The 17,395-nt window shown below is 43.3% G+C and carries 14 protein-coding genes; 12 read left to right on the top strand and 2 right to left on the bottom strand.

The annotated features are described in order from the left end of the window. Positions 1–53: 53 nt before the first annotated feature. Positions 54–2,519, top strand: a complete 2,466-nt coding sequence (locus tag BM156_RS19835) for a TonB-dependent receptor (protein WP_093921652.1) — start codon at positions 54–56, stop codon at positions 2,517–2,519. A 329-nt stretch (positions 2,520–2,848) separates the two neighbouring features. On the opposite strand, the gene BM156_RS19830 is transcribed toward BM156_RS19835, so the two are convergent. Then, positions 2,849–3,379, bottom strand: a complete 531-nt coding sequence (locus tag BM156_RS19830; RefSeq protein ID WP_093921651.1) for a peroxiredoxin — start codon at positions 3,377–3,379, stop codon at positions 2,849–2,851. A 313-nt stretch (positions 3,380–3,692) separates the two neighbouring features. Between BM156_RS19830 and BM156_RS19825 the strand changes: the two genes are divergently transcribed. Together BM156_RS19825 and BM156_RS19820 are read left to right on the top strand one after the other, a co-directional pair. Further along, complete coding sequence (locus tag BM156_RS19825; protein WP_093921650.1) at positions 3,693–5,192, top strand: Gfo/Idh/MocA family oxidoreductase; 1,500 nt, start codon at positions 3,693–3,695, stop codon at positions 5,190–5,192. A gap of 248 nt (positions 5,193–5,440) precedes the next feature. Next, positions 5,441–6,928, top strand: a complete 1,488-nt coding sequence (locus BM156_RS19820; RefSeq protein WP_093921649.1) for a Gfo/Idh/MocA family protein — start codon at positions 5,441–5,443, stop codon at positions 6,926–6,928. A 62-nt stretch (positions 6,929–6,990) separates the two neighbouring features. Here the strand turns inward: BM156_RS19820 and BM156_RS19815 are convergent, their stop codons facing one another. After that, complete coding sequence (locus BM156_RS19815) at positions 6,991–7,728, bottom strand: lysophospholipid acyltransferase family protein (RefSeq protein ID WP_093921648.1); 738 nt, start codon at positions 7,726–7,728, stop codon at positions 6,991–6,993. 224 nt (positions 7,729–7,952) lie between these two features. Between BM156_RS19815 and BM156_RS19810 the strand changes: the two genes are divergently transcribed. From BM156_RS19810 to BM156_RS19770, 9 genes are all read left to right on the top strand, one after another. Further along, entirely contained in the window at positions 7,953–10,445 is a 2,493-nt protein-coding gene (locus tag BM156_RS19810; protein WP_093921647.1) for a CoA-disulfide reductase, read from the top strand. Positions 10,446–10,564: 119 nt separating this feature from the next. Beyond that, on the top strand, positions 10,565–10,903 hold the full coding sequence (locus tag BM156_RS19805) for a PadR family transcriptional regulator (RefSeq protein WP_093921646.1): 339 nt from the start codon (positions 10,565–10,567) through the stop codon (positions 10,901–10,903). Further along, positions 10,900–11,610 carry a hypothetical protein gene (locus tag BM156_RS19800; RefSeq protein ID WP_093921645.1) on the top strand — a complete coding sequence of 237 codons (711 nt, stop codon included), beginning with the start codon at positions 10,900–10,902 and terminating at the stop codon, positions 11,608–11,610. Before BM156_RS19805 ends, BM156_RS19800 begins: the two co-directional genes overlap by 4 nt. 131 nt (positions 11,611–11,741) lie before the next feature. Continuing rightward, positions 11,742–12,629, top strand: a complete 888-nt coding sequence (locus BM156_RS19795; protein WP_093921644.1) for a LysR substrate-binding domain-containing protein — start codon at positions 11,742–11,744, stop codon at positions 12,627–12,629. Between the two features lie 78 nt (positions 12,630–12,707). Then, on the top strand, positions 12,708–13,637 hold the full coding sequence (locus tag BM156_RS19790; protein ID WP_133464848.1) for a YeiH family protein: 930 nt from the start codon (positions 12,708–12,710) through the stop codon (positions 13,635–13,637). Between the two features lie 379 nt (positions 13,638–14,016). After that, positions 14,017–14,562 (top strand): GNAT family N-acetyltransferase, encoded by a 546-nt coding sequence (locus BM156_RS19785; RefSeq protein ID WP_170847026.1) that lies wholly within the window; start codon positions 14,017–14,019, stop codon positions 14,560–14,562. Positions 14,563–14,818: 256 nt separating this feature from the next. Continuing rightward, positions 14,819–15,775 carry a DMT family transporter gene (locus BM156_RS19780; protein WP_170847025.1) on the top strand — a complete coding sequence of 319 codons (957 nt, stop codon included), beginning with the start codon at positions 14,819–14,821 and terminating at the stop codon, positions 15,773–15,775. A 544-nt stretch (positions 15,776–16,319) separates the two neighbouring features. Next, positions 16,320–16,928, top strand: a complete 609-nt coding sequence (locus BM156_RS19775) for a hypothetical protein (RefSeq protein ID WP_093921641.1) — start codon at positions 16,320–16,322, stop codon at positions 16,926–16,928. Between the two features lie 216 nt (positions 16,929–17,144). Continuing rightward, a partial coding sequence (locus BM156_RS19770) for a transposase (RefSeq protein WP_170847024.1) occupies positions 17,145–17,395 on the top strand: 251 nt, incomplete at its 3' end.

Raw genomic sequence — 17,395 nt, 5'->3', positions numbered from 1 at the left:
AAACCAATGTGTTAAAAAGATGTCCTAGAACATGGAACCCTAAATGTAAAATCATGAATATTCACAAAACACTGATTATATTCTTCCTTTTTGCGCATTTGGCTGTAGTAGCTCAACCCCCTGAGGCAACGACCACCCAGCCTTCGAACAAGGCTACAATCAAAGGGCAAATTATTGATGCTGACACGAAACAGCATATGGAGTACGCCAACATTTCCTTATTTAATCCGCAGGATTCATCACTTGTTACAGGAAGCATTACCGACGTTCAAGGAGAGTTTGTCATTCGTAAGATCAATTTTGGAACCTATTATGCAGAAGCCAACTTCATCGGCTTTAACAAACTGCGTATCAACAACATTCGCATCAACTCGTCAAATCGTGAAATCGACTTGGGAGTTATTGAACTTCAACCATCAACCCAGGAAATTGGAACGGTAAGTGTTGTTGCTGACCGCTCACGAGTGCAATATAAAATTGACAAGAAGGTGGTTAATGTAAGCCAGGATATTAATGCTGCCGGCGGAACAGCTGTCGATGTGCTTGAAAATACCCCTTCGGTAGAAGTGGATATTGAAGGAAACGTCAGTTTGCGAGGTTCCTCAAGCTTTACCGTTCTTATTGATGGTAAACCAAGTGTGCTCGAAGGAAGCGATGCCCTTCGTCAGCTTCCGGCTTCAGTTATTGAAAACATTGAAATCATCACCAATCCATCAGCCAAGTACGATCCTGATGGGATGGCCGGAATCATCAATATTGTGATGAAGAAAAATGTGTTATCCGGCTTTAACGGGATTATCAATGCGATGGTCGGAACCCGGGATAAATATCGTACCGACCTCACGTTAAATTACAAAACGAAAAAAAGCAACCTGTTCTTTGGTGCGGACTTTAACGACGAAACATTTTATGGCTCTGGCAATTCCTACCGCGAAACCTATCTGACCGATACCACCCGCTACCTGATTTCGGATGGGAACCGGGACTTTGGACGCAGCGGGCACCGGTTTAAAGGAGGCGTTGACCTTTACCTGACCGATTTGTCCACCTTAACCTTGTCGGGAACTTATGGCGAGTACGGACGCAAACGAGGCGGGACCAGCAGGTTGCATGAGTACACGGCACCTGCCAATGAGGAGATTTTCTCCATCGAAGATGAAAACTCAAAACGCGAAGGAACCTACGTAAGTACCAACATCAACTTTCAGCAGAAATTTGACGAAAGCGGAAAACATAAACTCGACGCACTCTTCTATTACTCAAACAGTGTAGGCGATGACTACGAGTATGAAGATGAGTTTTATACCGATTCAAACTATCAGCGCACCGAAGGCTATTTAGCCCGAATCAAAACCTTGGAAGAAGAGGATGAAGATGAATACCGGATTGAACTGGACTATACCAGGCCTGTGGGCGATGATGGTCGTTTTGAAGCAGGTTTTCAAAGTCGGATTGACCGCGAGTATGAATCATACTCGTTTAATGATTGGGACAACGATTTAAATGACTATGTCGATAATCCGGAATTTTCAAGTTCCCAAAATTTTAAGCGCGACATTGTTGCCGGCTATTCCACCTTTGCCAACAAAGTAGGAAGCTTTAGTTATCAGCTTGGCCTACGGGGAGAATATACCAATCGGAGTATTGCTCACGAGAAAGCAGAACGTCCGGCAGAGATCAACAGGTTCGACCTCTTTCCAACCTTGCACTTCTCTTATGAGTTTTTAAACCGTCTGCAACTTATGACCAGCTATAGCCGCCGGATTGACCGTCCCAACGGACGTGATCTCGACCCATTTCCCAATTATTACAACCGGTACACCATTCGCTATGGAAATCCAGAATTGGAGCCAGAATACACCGATTCTTATGAATTGGGAATTATGAAGAACTATGGGAAATCATTCATCTCTCTTGAAGGTTTTTACCGGGTAACCAACAACTTAATCACGCAGGTAACTGAATTAGGTGATGATGGTATTTTTTACATCAATACTGAAAATCTGAACAACGACTATTCGTTAGGATCCGAAATTATGGGGAACCTAAATATCAAAGATTGGTTAATTTTCAATGGTAGTTTTTCGTTATATCGCTACCGCATTGAGGGAGAAGTGCTGGGAGAGTCCATTGATCGAAAAAGCACCAATTATACCGGGCGTTTAAATACAACGGTAAAACTCAACCCAAACTCACGCATTCAGATGACTGGCTATTATCGCGGACCATCCGTGTCAGCCCAAGGAGATCGCTCTGACTTCTTTTTCACCAATTTATCCTACCGCCAGGATCTGCTGAAAAAGAAGCTCACAGCAACACTTAGCTTACGCGATGTTTTTGGAACAATGAAATTTGAACGCACCTCATCAGGAGTTGACTTCTCGGATCGATTCAAACGGGAACGTGAGTCACAAGTGGTTACGCTTACACTTAGCTACAAACTCAACAATTTTAAGCTGGACCGCGGCAGCAATGGAAATGGAGTACGTGAAATGGACTTTGATGATGGTGGATTTTAGTTTTACATTTTTTAGTTAGAGGAGAAGAGGCTATTGGCCTCTTTTCTTTTTTACAGAAATGCGTGCTTCACCCCCCTTCTGTTTTACAAATCAAAGCCTAGTCTTCTATACAGATTGGACGATCAGAATATTGAAAAGAGATGAATAAGGAATAGCACATCATCTGAAATATTACGGATACTTTTACCTCCTATAATACAGCACTCCATCAAATAATAACTGATCACCAGCATCCTTCAAAATATGCAAACAAAAAAAAGGATGCTGAAAACAGCACCCTTTGATAATATCAGATTTACTAATCTAACTTAACTTGTTATGGCGTATTGTTAGAGTGTCGCTTGACCTGGTTCCCAGTCGCAAGGAGTAAGCTTTCCTGTTTTCAAAGCTTCCAACACACGCAACACTTCTGGTACATTTCTTCCAATGGCTAAATCGTTTACACTTACCCAACGAGTAACTCCTTCAGGATCGATGATGAAAGTTGCACGATAAGCGATTTTTTCTTCTGCTTCCAAAATTCCTAGCTCTTCTGCCAGTGATTTTGAAGTATCAGCCAACATTGGGAATTGAATTTTTTTCAAACCAACGTGATGAGTTCTCCAGGCCAGGTGAACAAATTCGGAGTCAGTAGAAGCACCAACCAAGTTGGCATCCAACTTTTGGAAATCTGCGTAATGATCATTGAAAGCAGTGATCTCAGTTGGGCAAACAAACGTAAAGTCTTTTGGCCACCAGAAAATAACGCTCCACTTTCCTTTTAAATCTTCATTACTTAGTGTTTCGAACTCTTTACCTACTTCTAGAGATACGACAGCTGTCTTTTTAAATTCGGGGAATTTTTGTCCTATTGTCAACATGATTCTTTGTTTTTAATTTAGATTTATTAAAAATAATGCTGCAAATATAACCGCCCACTCAACACCAATCAAATTGATTTTTTTTATTCGGAATAGACAAAAACTATTTCCAAGCGAGTCAAAACCCAATAGTTATCTTAAGCACAAATCGTAAGCCCAACTAACAAAAGATAAGCCTTGTAAGTTAGAGCAGGTATTCGCCGCCTAAAATGTTTGGGCAAAAGGATCAAGAATTATATCTTTAACTGGTTTTTCAAAGCTTTCTAAGCTTTAAAAATCTTTTTTTACCTGAATCAATTTCAAATAATAAACTATGAAAAAGCTTTCTAAAGAATCTAAGCAAGTTTCAAGAAGGGCCTTTTTGGGAACTGCAGCTACCGCAGCGGCAGGAATTACCATCCTTCCCAGCAATGTGATTGCCGGATTAGGACATAAGGCTCCAAGTGATAAACTAAACATCGTCGGCGTTGGTGTTGGCGGAATGGGTTTTGCTAACCTGAAAAATTTGGAATCAGAAAACATCATTGGTCTTTGCGATGTTGACTGGGCGTACACTGGTGGAAACGGCGTTTTCGACCGCTATCCAAAAGCTAAAAAATACAAAGACTGGCGTAGAATGTACGATGAAATGGGTAAGGACTTCGACGCTGTTGTTATTGCAACTGCCGACCATACGCACGCCATCACTGCAGCACATGCCATTACAATGGGCAAACACGTATACGTGCAAAAGCCATTGACACACACCGTTTATGAATCTCGTTTGTTAACCAAGCTAGCTGACAAATACAATGTCGCGACTTCAATGGGTAACCAAGGTTCATCAGGCGAAGGTGTAAACCTAACTACTGAATGGATTGCAAACGGCGAAATTGGTGAAATCACCAAAGTGGAAGCTTTCACCGACCGTCCAATCTGGCCACAAGGATTAAACACTCCTGAAAACGGACAATGGGTTCCTGAAACATTGGATTGGGACTTGTTCGTAGGACCAGCACAAATGCGTCCTTACAATGAAATTTATCACCCATGGAACTGGCGTGGTTGGTGGGACTACGGTACTGGTGCTCTTGGAGATATGGCTTGCCACATCCTTCACCCGGTATTTGTTGGTCTTGAATTAGGCTACCCAACCAAAGCTCAAGGAAACTCAACGCTATTGTTACAAGACTGTGCGCCTACTGCACAATCGGTAAAACTGACTTTCCCTAAGCGTAAAGCCAGCAAAAAAATGAAAATTAAACTTCCTGAAGTAGAAGTATATTGGTATGATGGTGGAATCAAGCCAATGCTTCCAGACGGATGGCCAGAAGGCAAAAATCCAAACAACGCAGGTGGTGGCGTCTTGTTCCACGGAACAAAAGACACCTTAGTTTGTGGTTGCTACGGAAAAGATCCTTGGTTATTGTCAGGTCGTACGCCGAATGCTCCTAAATTCCGTCGTCGGATTGAAACAAGCCACGAAATGGATTGGGTACGTGCATGTAAAGAAACTGCAGCCAACCGTATTCCAACTGCATCTGACTTCAGCGAAGCAGGCCCATTCAACGAAATGGTTGTCATGGGAGTATTAGCTGTTCGCTTGCAAGGTTTGAACAAAGAGCTTGAGTGGAATGGCGAAAGCATGGAATTCACCAACTTGAATGATAGCGAAGAAATCAGAACGGTTATCAAAGACGGTTTCGCTATTCACGATGGTCACCCAACATTCAAGAAAACATGGACTGATCCTGTTCCTGCTAAAGAATTTGCAGCAGAATTGATCAAGCACACTTACCGTGCACCATGGAGCTTGCCAGACATGCCAGCTTAGTTTTGAATACGGTAAAACAACATATCAACGGGATAAGATTTCTTTCTTATCCCGTTTTTTCTGCGACTTTAAGAGCCAGTGATCAAGCCCGCCAGTTCAATAAATCAACATTTCTTATTAAATTGCCCCGGGCATGTTCCCAACATTAAAACCGATGAATAGAATCGCAAACCAAACAGTTGCGTTCTTCATCTTTTTAATCAGAAATTTATACGGATTCCCCTAACCAACAAATAATTGTACAACGCATGAAACGAGAACACAAAGCCATCAACCGACGTCATTTTATCGGAACAGCTTCAGCAGCCTTTGCCGGATTAACCGTTCTTCCCAGTCAGGTTATTGGAGGCTTAGGACACCGGGCACCTAGTGACAAGCTCAATATTGCTGGTATTGGTGTTGGCGGAATGGGTTATCGCAACCTGAAAAATATGGAGAGCGAAAACATTGTGGCTTTGTGCGATGTCGATTGGAAATATGCCAACCGAAATTCATTTCGGGAATGGCCAACAGCCAACCGCTACAAGGATTTCCGGGTCATGTTTGATCAGCAAAAAGACATTGATGCCGTGATGATTGCAACCCCCGATCACACCCATGCTTTGCCTGCTTTGATGGCCATGCGACAAGGCCTTCATGTTTATGTGCAAAAGCCAATGACCCACTCGGTTTACGAAAGTCGAATATTGACGGAAACAGCACGGAAATACAATGTCGCCACCCAAATGGGGAACCAAGGAAATTCCAATGAAGGAATCCGACAAATCTGCGAATGGATTTGGGTTGGTAAAATTGGAGACATCACCAAAGTTGATGCCTGGACCAACCGCCCTATCTGGCCGCAAGGGCTGGAACGCCCCCAAAAGGAAATGCGCACTCCAAAAACATTGGACTGGGATCTGTTCTTAGGTCCTGCCGCTTACCGTCCTTACAACGAAATTTACACCCCTTGGAATTGGCGCGGCTGGTGGGATTTTGGAACCGGCGCTTTAGGCGATATGGCCTGCCATATTCTCGATCCTGTATTTAAAGCCTTGAAACTTCAATACCCAAGCTCCGTTCAGGGGAGCTCAACACCTGTCAATACCGAATCAGCGCCCAATGCTGAAATGGTTATTTATGAGTTTCCGGCACGCGATAACCTGCCGAAAGTTGCCATGCCACCAGTAAAAGTAACCTGGTATGATGGAGGTCTGATGCCTCCTCGCCCCGATGAGTTGCTTGAAGGACAAGCCATGGGAAATGAAAGTGGGGGTTGTATTTTCTACGGAACAAAAGGCAAAATCATGTGTGGAGCTTCTTCTGCCAATCCAACGCTTTTACCGACGAGTGATATGGCTCATTTTGAAGCGCCCGAAAAAATCATCCATCGAATTCCCAACGCAACAACCAACGGACATGAGCAAGATTGGATCAGAGCTTGTAAAGAAACTCCTCAAAACCGGGTGGAAGCATCTTCCTACTTTGAGTACAGTGGTCCGCTCAATGAAATGGTTGTCATGGGTGTGTTGGCTGTTCGTCTGCAAAGCCTGCAACGCAAGCTGCTTTGGGACGGAGCAAACATGCGTTTCACCAACATCAACAGTCAAGATCAATTACGCATCCTGGCTTCCGATGAGTTTGAAGTAGTCAATGGCGATCCGCGTTTCAACAAGAAATACGTCACTCTTTCAGCACAACAGGCTGCTCAAGAGTGGATTCGTCACAACTACAGACAAGGGTGGGAGCAAATTTAAGCGCACGAAATGCTCTGTTTTTCAGGAATCAGGAGGTGAGTAGCTTTATTAAAGAATCTTGTTTAGGCCTGATTTAGATGAGCTTTAATTTGATCCTCAATCTGCTGCGTGAGTTCTTTCAAGTCCTTTCCCGCAGGATCAATCGGAGGCAAAACCGTATAATTTAATCGACATCCAAAAGTTAATGGGAAATAGCCACGCTCCATCAAGCAACTGTTGCCTTCAATCACAAAGGGAACAATCATGGCTGAAGGTGCAGCCCGCAACAAAGAGGCAATCCCGGCATGTTGGAAACGTTTCACCTTCCCAGTCTTGCTGCGTGTTCCCTCCGGAAAAATGCTCGCACAGTACTGTTCTTTCTCAATGTGCTTGCCCAGCTTGGTGATTTCGATGATGGACTGCCTCCCATTTTTGCGATCAATTAAAGCGGAACCACCATGTCGCAGGTTGTATGAGATACTTGGAATCCCTTTCCCCAGCTCCTTCTTTGACACAAATTTGGGATGGTGTTTGCGAAATCCCCAAACAATTGGTGGAATATCGAACGTACTTTGGTGATTGGAAACAATAATGAATGGACGCCCTTCCGGTAGCAAGTCCAACCCTCTGAAACGAATACGCGCCCCCATAATAACAAGGCTGTACAAAAGAAAGAAGTTTAGCACATCAACCGATTTCTTCCGCAAAGGATAACCGCCTATCCAACGGCAAATTACTTGAACCGGGTGAAATACCAATAACAACAAGCCAAACACCGACAAATAAATAGGCGTTAACAAATAGCCCAGTAAACGTTTCATGATTCAGAATTAAGAATGATCTCACAAAAGAACAAAAAATTGGGGAAAACCTGTCAAAAATCAATCAATCGACGCGTTCTTTTCAGAACCATTCTAAATAGTAGGAACTCGTGTTAAGAATACATTATTTACATCTTTCCCAGACAAAACTCAGGCATTATCAATTTTAATATATAGACATTTGTATATCTATTTAGTTTGATGTTTTAAAAACCAATATCAACATGACAAAATATGTAATCATAGGTGGCGTTGCCGGAGGAGCAACAGCTGCTGCCCGACTACGACGACTGGACGAACATGCTGAAATCATCCTATTTGAACGGGGACAAAATATTTCCTATGCCAACTGCGGACTTCCTTACTACATTGGAGGAACGATCACCGAACGGGAAAAATTGCTGGTTCAAACACCAGAAAGCTTTCGCGCTCGACTGAATGTAGATGTGCGTGTGTTGCAGGAAGTCACCAAAATTGATCGTGATGCCAAGCAGGTGGAAATCCAAAACCACACAACCGGAGAAACCTACCTGGAAAGTTACGACAAGCTGGTGGTGTCGCCAGGAGCAGAACCGGTTAAACCACCCATTCCTGGAATCAATGATCATTCCATTTTCACCCTGCGAAATGTGAGTGATACCGATCGCATCAAGTCATTTTGCGACGATCATCAACCACGCCGCGCAGTTGTGGTTGGAGCCGGATTTATTGGCCTTGAAATGGCGGAGAACCTGCACCAGCTAGGCATGAATGTAACCATCGTAGAGATGGCCAGCCAGGTGATGGCACCTCTGGATTACGAAATGGCGGCCGAAGTGCACCAGCATCTAAAAACCAAGCAAGTTGAGTTTTACCTGAAAGATGGCGTGAATGCCTTTACCCGCAAGGGGAATTCACTGAGCGTTCAGCTACAATCAGGCCGGGAACTGGAAACTGATATGGTCATCTTGTCCATTGGCGTACGCCCCGAAACCAAACTGGTGCGTGAAGCCGGATTGGAATTGGCCGAGAATGGCGGCATAAAGGTCAATGAGTACCTGCAAACCAACGACCCAAACATTTATGCGTTGGGTGATGCCATCGCCTTCCCTCATCCGATTACCGGTAACTACGTAAACACTTACCTGGCAGGGCCAGCCAACAAGCAAGGCCGGATTGTTGCCGATAACCTGGTGATGAACAATACACGTAAGTACAAAGGAGCCATTGCCACTGCCATTGCCAAAGTCTTTGACCTCACCGTTGCTTCAACAGGCCTTTCTGCCAAAGCATTGAAACGCGAGGGTATTGACTACGTTTCCAACATCATCCACGGATCATCGCACGCCGGCTATTACCCTGGCGCCTTGCCCTACACCTTGAAAATTCTTTTTCATCCGGAAAACGGAAAACTGTATGGAGCGCAGATGATTGGCTACAAAGGAATTGACAAGCGCATTGATTTGATTGCCACCGTACTGATGAATAACGGCAGCATTTACGACCTACAGGAGATTGAGCATGCCTATGCCCCACCCTATTCTTCAGCAAAAGATCCGGTTAACCAAGCGGGTTATGTCGCTGAAAACATCCTTACCGGAAGATTAAAAAACATCAACTGGGTAGAAGTCAGCAAGCTCCACGCACCGCAAATTTGCCTGTTGGATGTGCGTACCCCTTCTGAACATCAATTGGGACACATTGAAGGTTCCATTAATGTTGAAGTTGATCAACTGCGTCAGCGCTTGAGTGAGATCCCTCGCGATAAAAAGATCATTGTGTACTGTGGTGTTGGAATCCGTGGCTATTTTGCCTGCCGTATCTTGATGCAAAACGGTTTTGAAGAAGTTTACAACCTGAGTGGTGGCTACAAAACTTATGAGCACACCATGTGCAAGCAAAGTAACGAGGATATTTTTGAGTCCAGCTACATTGCCAAAGATGACCACATTTACCGGGGAAAACCTGCCGAAGCAGCTCCATTTGCAGAACATATCAAAACCATTGAGGTGGATGCCTGTGGGTTACAATGTCCGGGCCCGGTTTTAAAACTGAAAACGGAGATTGAGAAATTGAAAGCCGGCGAGCGCTTGATTCAAAAAGCCAGCGACCCCGGTTTCATGAAAGACGTTCAATCGTGGTGTAACATGACCGGGAACAAGTTGATTTCCATCGATTCGAAAGAAGGAATTATTACCGCGGTGATTGAAAAAGGAGCCGAAGCGCCTGCAGCAACAAGCAACGAAAAAACATTGGCTGCCAACTTGCCCACAAACAAAACAATGGTCGTTTTCAGCGATGATATGGACCGCGCATTGGCTTCCTTTGTCATTGCTAACGGAGCTGCCTCAATGGGCAAACAAGTGACTTTATTCTTTACCTTCTGGGGACTCAACATCATCAAGAAAACCGATAAACCCAAAGTGGACAAAGACCTGATGGGCAAAATGTTTGGAAAGATGATGCCTGAAAATGCGGGTAAGCTGAAGCTATCGAAAATGAACATGTTCGGCATGGGATCGCTAATGATGAAAAAGCGCATGCTAGCCAAACGGGTGGATTCCATTGAAGATATGATTCAAACGGCTTTGGACAATGGCGTGAAGATGATTGCCTGCCAAATGTCGATGGATGTGATGGGCGTGAATGCCGACGAACTGATGGATGGTGTTGAAATTGGCGGGGTAGCCACCTACCTCGAAGAAGCAGAACAAGCCAACCTCAACCTGTTTATTTAAAACGAAATAATACCAGATTTTCTATAAGCCACCAAAGGATTAAAGCTTTGGTGGCTTTTTTTACGTTCAAACATCATGCCTAAGCAAATTAGGTATTAAAAAAATTGTAACTTTGGATTATGACTAAAAAATCACTTTACCAGGGACATTTAACAACCATTGTCCTAAAGCTTCTGGCTGACAATGATGAAATGTATGGCTATCAAATAACCCGAATGGTTAAGGAGCTTTCCTCTGGAGAAGTTCAGTTAACGGAGGGAGCGCTTTACCCAATTCTGCACAAGCTTGAAGCTAACGGTTTAGTTGAAGTCAGGCATGAAAAGACCAATAACCGAACAAGAAAATATTATAAACTAACTCAAAGCGGACACCATGAAACCACACATTTACTTAAAGAAATGCAGGATTTTTTGAAGCAAATGGAAGTTTTAATAAGCCCAATACCTAAACTAAAATGAATCATAAAACACTAAATTCACAACAAGTTGAATCACTTTTTACATTCTGTAGAAAGCATCATGTTTACCACTATGACCTACAGGTTGAACTTGTTGACCATATGGCATCTGCAATCGAAACAGCGTGGGAAACGAATCCCAATCTTCCTTTTGAAGAAGCACGTAACCAATGCTTTTCTCAATTTGGAAGCGATGGTTTTTTAAAAGTAGAACGGCAACATGAGAAAGCCTTATCGAAAAAATACAATCATTTATTAATCAGCCATTGGATCAGCTTCTTCCGATGGCCCAAACTCCTTTTTACAATTGCTTCTACTCTATGTCTCACATTCATTTTTCAACTTATCGACAAAGCATCTGAGGTATTAATAGTTTACTCACTTCTAATCTTTTTCTTCACCATCCTCTATATTTTCATCCTTTTCCCAAAGAAATACTCCATCAATCTTATTCCCGGAAAATCATTCTTATTAACCGAACGGTTAAAGTCAGTCAGACACTTTTCAGTCATCTTCCTTCAGTTACCTTTCATCGCTTCCAATTTTGCTCACTTTGCAGATCATAAATATTCAGAACTTTTGAGTGTTCAACTAAGCATGTCATTTACTTTAGTAGCATTCAGTATCCTTTTTTACAATAACCTAGTACATCTCCCTTCAAAAATAAAATCGCAATTTATCAGCCAATTCCCAGAGTTCGTGAAATAGATGAATCAAATGATTAACCAGACACTCGATGAGCTATGATTTTCATAAACAGTTTCGAGTACTTTCATAACTTCAGGTTTTACTTTTCTGAAAAATCAATAACTTTCGGCATTAACTAAAATTGCCTGCTCATGGATTACCGGGATGAAGTATTTCTTACCGTTGCCGAAAACCTCAGCTTTTCGAAAGCTGCAGAGGAATTGTACATCAGCCAGCCGGCTGTGACCAAACACATCAAGGAGTTGGAGAGTAAGCTCGAAGCAGCCCTTTTTGAGCGAAAGGGCAACAAGGTGTACCTGACTCAAGCTGGCAAGCTGGTTTACCGCCAGCTAAAACAAATCAGGCAGCAGTATCATGAAATGGCTTTTGAGTTGGGACGCTTGAACCAGGCTTACAAAGGAAATCTCCGAATTGGGGCCAGTTCAACCATTGCCCAGTACCTGATTCCCGAAGTTCTCGCTGCTTTTCATCGCCGCTTCCCCGACATCAAACTCGATCTGCTGAATGGCAACTCGCAGGAAATGGAACAAAAGCTGCTGAACCAGGAGATTGAGTTGGCCCTGGTGGAAAACGATTCGTCGCAAACCAATATCCGCTACCAAAGTTTTTTGGGTGATGAAATCGTAGTGGTTACCGGCAGCCAAAGTGTCTATGGCAAGCGAAAGACCTTGGCGGTGGCCGATCTTCAACAAATTCCACTGGTCTTGCGCGAACGAGGATCCGGAACGTTGGAGGTGATCCGACACGCTTTAATCCGGCATAACTTGACGCTTGATTCACTTAATATTCTGATTCACCTGGGCAGCACCGAAGCCATCAAGAACTTCCTGACCAATTTTGATGGAATCGCCTTTGTCTCCGAAAAGTCAATCGAAAAAGAATTGTTATTGAAAAGCATGGTCAAACTTCAGGTTAAAGGTCTGCATATTCCACGTCAATTCCGCATTGCCAGCCGCCTGGGACACGAGAATAACACCCAACAGTTGTTTCAAAACTTCTTACTTCAATATAACTTTTAGTTATCTGATATAAAAATTCACTATTTGACTTGATTATAATCTGAAGCTACTTTTGCGTCATTAATAAAAACGCAGAAGATGAAGCTTACAGATAAAACCAAACAACTGATTTACGGACTGGCGCTAGCTGCCTGTTTTCTCCCCATGATTTCTCCGGCCATGGCACTTTTAGCCGGAATTGGCTTATCACTCATAGGAATCCGCCTACCCAACAGCCAGCGTTATACGCCTTGGCTACTGCAGGCTTCCATCGTTTTGATGGGCTTTGGCATGAATTTAAGCCAAGCGATTCAGGCCAGCCAAACCGGATTTGTACTCACTGCCTGCTCGGTTATTGTTACCATTACGCTGGGGCTTTTACTCGGCAAACTGCTAAAAGTTGACACCAACACCAGCTGGTTGATTGCCTCAGGGACCGCCATCTGCGGAGGGAGCGCCATTGCAGCTGTTGCCCCGGTTATTGATGCCAAGAATCACCAAACGTCCTTCGCCTTATTGGTTGTTTTTGTGCTCAATGCGGTTGCCTTGATCCTGTTTCCAGTGCTCGGACATTATTTCAACCTCAGCCAGGAAACCTTTGGATTTTGGTCGGCCATTGCCATACACGACACCAGCTCGGTGGTTGGAGCAGGCGCCACCTACGGCCCCCAAGCTTTGGAAGTAGCCACAGCCGTCAAACTCACCCGTGCGTTATGGATCATTCCGCTGTCGGTTGCTATTGCCCTTTTCAAACCTGCCGAAAACCGCAAAAAAATTAAAGTCCCTTGGTTTATCGCCTTGTTTGTTGGAGCCATCGTTTTAGGACACTTCCTCCCTCAATGGGCAAACACTTACCAGCATTTCAGTTGGCTGGGACACCGTGGAATGGTGGTTGCCTTGCTACTCATTGGCTCAAACATTTCGCTTGCTGAAGCCAAACAAGCCGGGATACGAAGTTTTATGCTGGGCATTTTGCTTTGGTTTTTTATTGCTTCCCTGTCGCTTTGGGCGCTAAATATGGGAAGCTAACCTCCAAAATTTAGCCACTCCCGCCACCCCAAAAGCACCTGCGGGTTGGCATCAGGCTCACAGTCATCCTCTTGAAAAGTCCCTGCTTCACCGTAAACAGGGCTTGTTATCACCACAATAAAAGGCGACCTTTGTCTTTCTCTTCAAGGCTACGCTTGAATTTTAGCAAGCGTCGTTTTGAAAGAAGTTAACAAGCGGTCAATCCGATCGCATTTCACCCCTGAAATCAAAGCAAGTGAGCGATTTCAGTCAGGCCCGGCCAGTCCAGTAGTTCAGAAAAAGGCAAAGCAAACATCGCTTTACTTTTTACCGAAAAGCAGGGACTGCAAAAGGCTTGGGCTATATTGTGATGCATAAATTGACAGAACTATTGGTTGCCATGAAAAGACTACGAGTAAAAGATATTTCTGCCTCCTTGCTTGCTGAAGCCTGGAAGTTATATGAAAGCTCCTTTCCGACAGAAGAGAGACGGGACTGGAATCAGCAACAAGCAATCATGCAGCTTGAAGCGTATCATTTCGATCTTGTCATGTTCAACAATGAGTTTGTTGGCATCCTTTTGTGGTGGGAGTTTGCAACAATCCGTTACATCGAGCATTTTGCCATTCAAACATCCCAGCGAAATTCGGGTTTTGGAAAAACTTGTCTTGAAAACTTTATTGCCGAAAGTGACGTGCAAGTGCTGCTGGAAGTGGAAAAACCAGAGGATTCGCTCAAACAACGAAGGATTGGCTTTTACCAACGGCTGGGTTTTCACCTGAATGCCTACGATTATGCCCATCCACCCTACCTCGAAGGAGGTGATTTTGTTAAATTACTCCTGATGTCTTATCCTGACAAACTGCGAGAAGATGATTTACAGACCTTCCAGACGAAGGGGCATCCCATCATTCATCGCCCGTATTTTGAGAAGAACCCGGGATGAACAAGCAAGGAGCCGACTTATAAAACGGCTGTTCCTTTCAACAAAAACAACTCACAAAACCACTGATTAACGACGACTTAGACTCACAAAAACAAGTAAGCACAAGCGAACAAATTCCGTGTTGCTTATCGAAGAAAAATGTGGATATTTGCGGACTTTTTGCCCGCAAGCCAGTGGGCTTGAATAACTAGAAATTAAACAATTACAAGAATAACAGTGTGTTGCTATGATATCTTCTACCTCTAAAGGAACTGTAATGATTTTGCTATCGGCCATCTTTTTCGGGCTGATGCCATTTTTTGCATTGAAAACCTACGCCGAAGGACTTGATGTGAACAACCTTTTGCTGTATCGTTATACCTTTGCCTTTATCCTAATTGCCCTGTTTTGTTTGTACAAGCGAATCAGCATCCGCATTAGTCGGAAGCAATTTATGCACTTGCTAATGGCGGCCTTGGTAGGAACCATGATGACCACCTATACCCTTTTCAAATCGTACCAATACATTTCGTCCGGATTAGCCAGCACGCTGCACTTTGTGTACCCCATCATTACACTGGCGTTGGCTGCCATTCTGTTTAAAGAACGGTTTACAGCTCGTAAGTTTTTGGCCCTGCTCCTGTCGATTGCCGGCATTGGAATTTTAGCTATCGGTACGGGTGAAGAACTCAACCTGGTTGGCATCCTTTGGGCTTTGGTTTCCGGCGTGCTTTATGCCATTTACATCATCAGCATGTCGCATCCCGAGCTCAAAAAGCTAAACTCTTTTACGGCGACCTTCTGGATTTTTGGAATCACGGCCCTGCTGTTTCTCATGCAAGGGCTGGCAAGCAACAACATCATTGTGGAGTTTACGCCCAAAGCCCTGTTTTACACGCTTAACCTCAGCATATGGTCTAGCTTTGTGGCGGTGGTTCTTTTCTTTAACGGGCTCAAGCGAATCGGTCCTGGCAACGCCTCCTTGCTATCCACCTTGGAACCACTTACGGGTGTCGTGGTGGGCGTTCTTGTTTTTCACGAAACACTGGACCTGAAAAGCCTGCTGGCCATGTTGTTAATTCTGGGATCGGTATTCACTGTTGTTCAGCACAAAGCTGCTCCAAAAGGCGACTTGCCTGCAACAGAACCGGTCTGGAAAACCACCCTCAAACGCAATCAACGCCTGGTGGCTATCCTGCTGCTTTTGAAAGGCACCAAAAAACGGGGCTTATAAAACCAGCTTTGGATTATTGGGAGTTATTCTGTCGAGCTCTCTACAGAGCTTGATTAACTGCTAATTGAAACACGATTGGGAAATTTGGTCTGTATCATTCGTAGTTGGATTCATGACTTCGTATGCTCGAGTGTTCTTTTATCCTCCTTTGTTTTAAGGAGGAGTGGCACCGGGTTACCGGTGACGTGGTTCACTTTCCTGTCAAACGAATAGGAAAATCGCTTAATTCTTAACCCTTCCGGTTCCGAGCATCGGAACCACCTTCCCTTGAAAAAGGGAAGGAAATCCAACCACCGGCTTTATCGCAGATCAGCAAAATTATTTTTGCCAGCAAAAGGGCATCAGACCTTTCTTAAATCTCTGAAGTTCTTACCCCTTGGCTTCTCCTTTTCCAAAGTTTGAAACTTTGGAAAAGGTTTGATCACCGCGGAGCTGTTCAAGAACAGTACTCAAAACTTAAGTAAGCTGAGCTCTTGAATTAACATATTTTGTAAATTGATCCGCGAAAATTTAAAGCCCCAGTAACTTCGGTCTTATCAACAAGATGATCAAAACAATTAAATATCAATTCCTCCTCTTAATTCTTGCTCTATTGAATATCAATTCATTTGGACAGAAACTAGAAAACGATAAAAAAATAAATAAGATATTTACACAAGCTGAAATTGTAACATTAAACAAAATCTTGATTCATTTCGACAATTACCTAATTGATAAAACGAATATTCAGAAAGTTGATTCAGCTTATCATCAATTTAGCGAAGACCTAAAATACACTGAATCAATCGAAAAACTATGGAAGAAGATCTGTGAGGACGAAGAAACAAACGATAGATTCTTAAACTTAATTAAAGGTAATCAAAGCATCGATGAGCTATGGACAGTCCTATACATAACTGAAGATAATGGTACTCTTAATTATGCATTACAGCCGAATCGGGATGGGAAATATATGAAGTTGCTAAATTACTTAGCAAGAAAGAATAAATATCTTAAAGACTACAAGAATGGTATTCTAGTTATGGGTACTATTCCTCCATCTCTTGCGTTTGAGTTTCCAAGAATACATGACTTTTTAGACTTTAATGATGAAGCAGTCAGACTATTGGTAGCAATCCATTATATAACTCTAAAAACTTACATTGAGAAGTAAAACTATCACTTAAAACCTATAAGTAAATTCCTTCCCTTGTTTTCTGGTTCAAAACCCTCGTAGGCCAATCCTGTTACCGATAATTAGTAGTTGGATCCGTGTCTTCATTGAGTTTAGCGTCTTCCTGGAGTTGTTTCAAACTCTCCCCAAGCTGGAGTTGCTACATTTGATCGGACAATAAGTTAAGGTATGATTGGCCTTAAATTTTATCTTAGTATGATGAACAAGGCAAGAAGGACTTTTACAAGAGAATTTAAGCTTAACGCAGTTGAACTTAGTTACGAAAGAGGCAACATAGTAGAGCTAGCTAATGAGCTGAAGATCCGTCCAGAGTTAATTTATCGATGGCGTAGTGAGCTAGCCAGTTGTGAGGGAGCAAGTTTCCCGGGAAACGGTAATCCTAAATTAACAGAAGAACAAAGAGAGATTGCTCGTCTTCAAAAGGAATTGGCAGACATGAAAATGGA

It is taken from the genome of Sunxiuqinia elliptica, from assembly GCF_900113005.1.
Taxonomy (GTDB): Bacteria; Bacteroidota; Bacteroidia; order Bacteroidales; family Prolixibacteraceae; genus Sunxiuqinia; species Sunxiuqinia elliptica.
This window is presented reverse-complemented; position numbering and strand designations above follow the sequence as displayed.

What these genes read in the sequence shown, in the direction of transcription:
- BM156_RS19835 (WP_093921652.1), top strand. Translation starts at nt 54, where the DNA reads ATGAATATTCACAAAACACTGATTATATTCTTCCTTTTTGCGCATTTG.
- BM156_RS19830 (WP_093921651.1), bottom strand. Translation starts at nt 3,379, where the DNA reads ATGTTGACAATAGGACAAAAATTCCCCGAATTTAAAAAGACAGCTGTC.
- BM156_RS19825 (WP_093921650.1), top strand. Translation starts at nt 3,693, where the DNA reads ATGAAAAAGCTTTCTAAAGAATCTAAGCAAGTTTCAAGAAGGGCCTTT.
- BM156_RS19820 (WP_093921649.1), top strand. Translation starts at nt 5,441, where the DNA reads ATGAAACGAGAACACAAAGCCATCAACCGACGTCATTTTATCGGAACA.
- BM156_RS19815 (WP_093921648.1), bottom strand. Translation starts at nt 7,728, where the DNA reads ATGAAACGTTTACTGGGCTATTTGTTAACGCCTATTTATTTGTCGGTG.
- BM156_RS19810 (WP_093921647.1), top strand. Translation starts at nt 7,953, where the DNA reads ATGACAAAATATGTAATCATAGGTGGCGTTGCCGGAGGAGCAACAGCT.
- BM156_RS19805 (WP_093921646.1), top strand. Translation starts at nt 10,565, where the DNA reads ATGACTAAAAAATCACTTTACCAGGGACATTTAACAACCATTGTCCTA.
- BM156_RS19800 (WP_093921645.1), top strand. Translation starts at nt 10,900, where the DNA reads ATGAATCATAAAACACTAAATTCACAACAAGTTGAATCACTTTTTACA.
- BM156_RS19795 (WP_093921644.1), top strand. Translation starts at nt 11,742, where the DNA reads ATGGATTACCGGGATGAAGTATTTCTTACCGTTGCCGAAAACCTCAGC.
- BM156_RS19790 (WP_133464848.1), top strand. Translation starts at nt 12,708, where the DNA reads ATGAAGCTTACAGATAAAACCAAACAACTGATTTACGGACTGGCGCTA.
- BM156_RS19785 (WP_170847026.1), top strand. Translation starts at nt 14,017, where the DNA reads ATGAAAAGACTACGAGTAAAAGATATTTCTGCCTCCTTGCTTGCTGAA.
- BM156_RS19780 (WP_170847025.1), top strand. Translation starts at nt 14,819, where the DNA reads ATGATTTTGCTATCGGCCATCTTTTTCGGGCTGATGCCATTTTTTGCA.
- BM156_RS19775 (WP_093921641.1), top strand. Translation starts at nt 16,320, where the DNA reads ATGATCAAAACAATTAAATATCAATTCCTCCTCTTAATTCTTGCTCTA.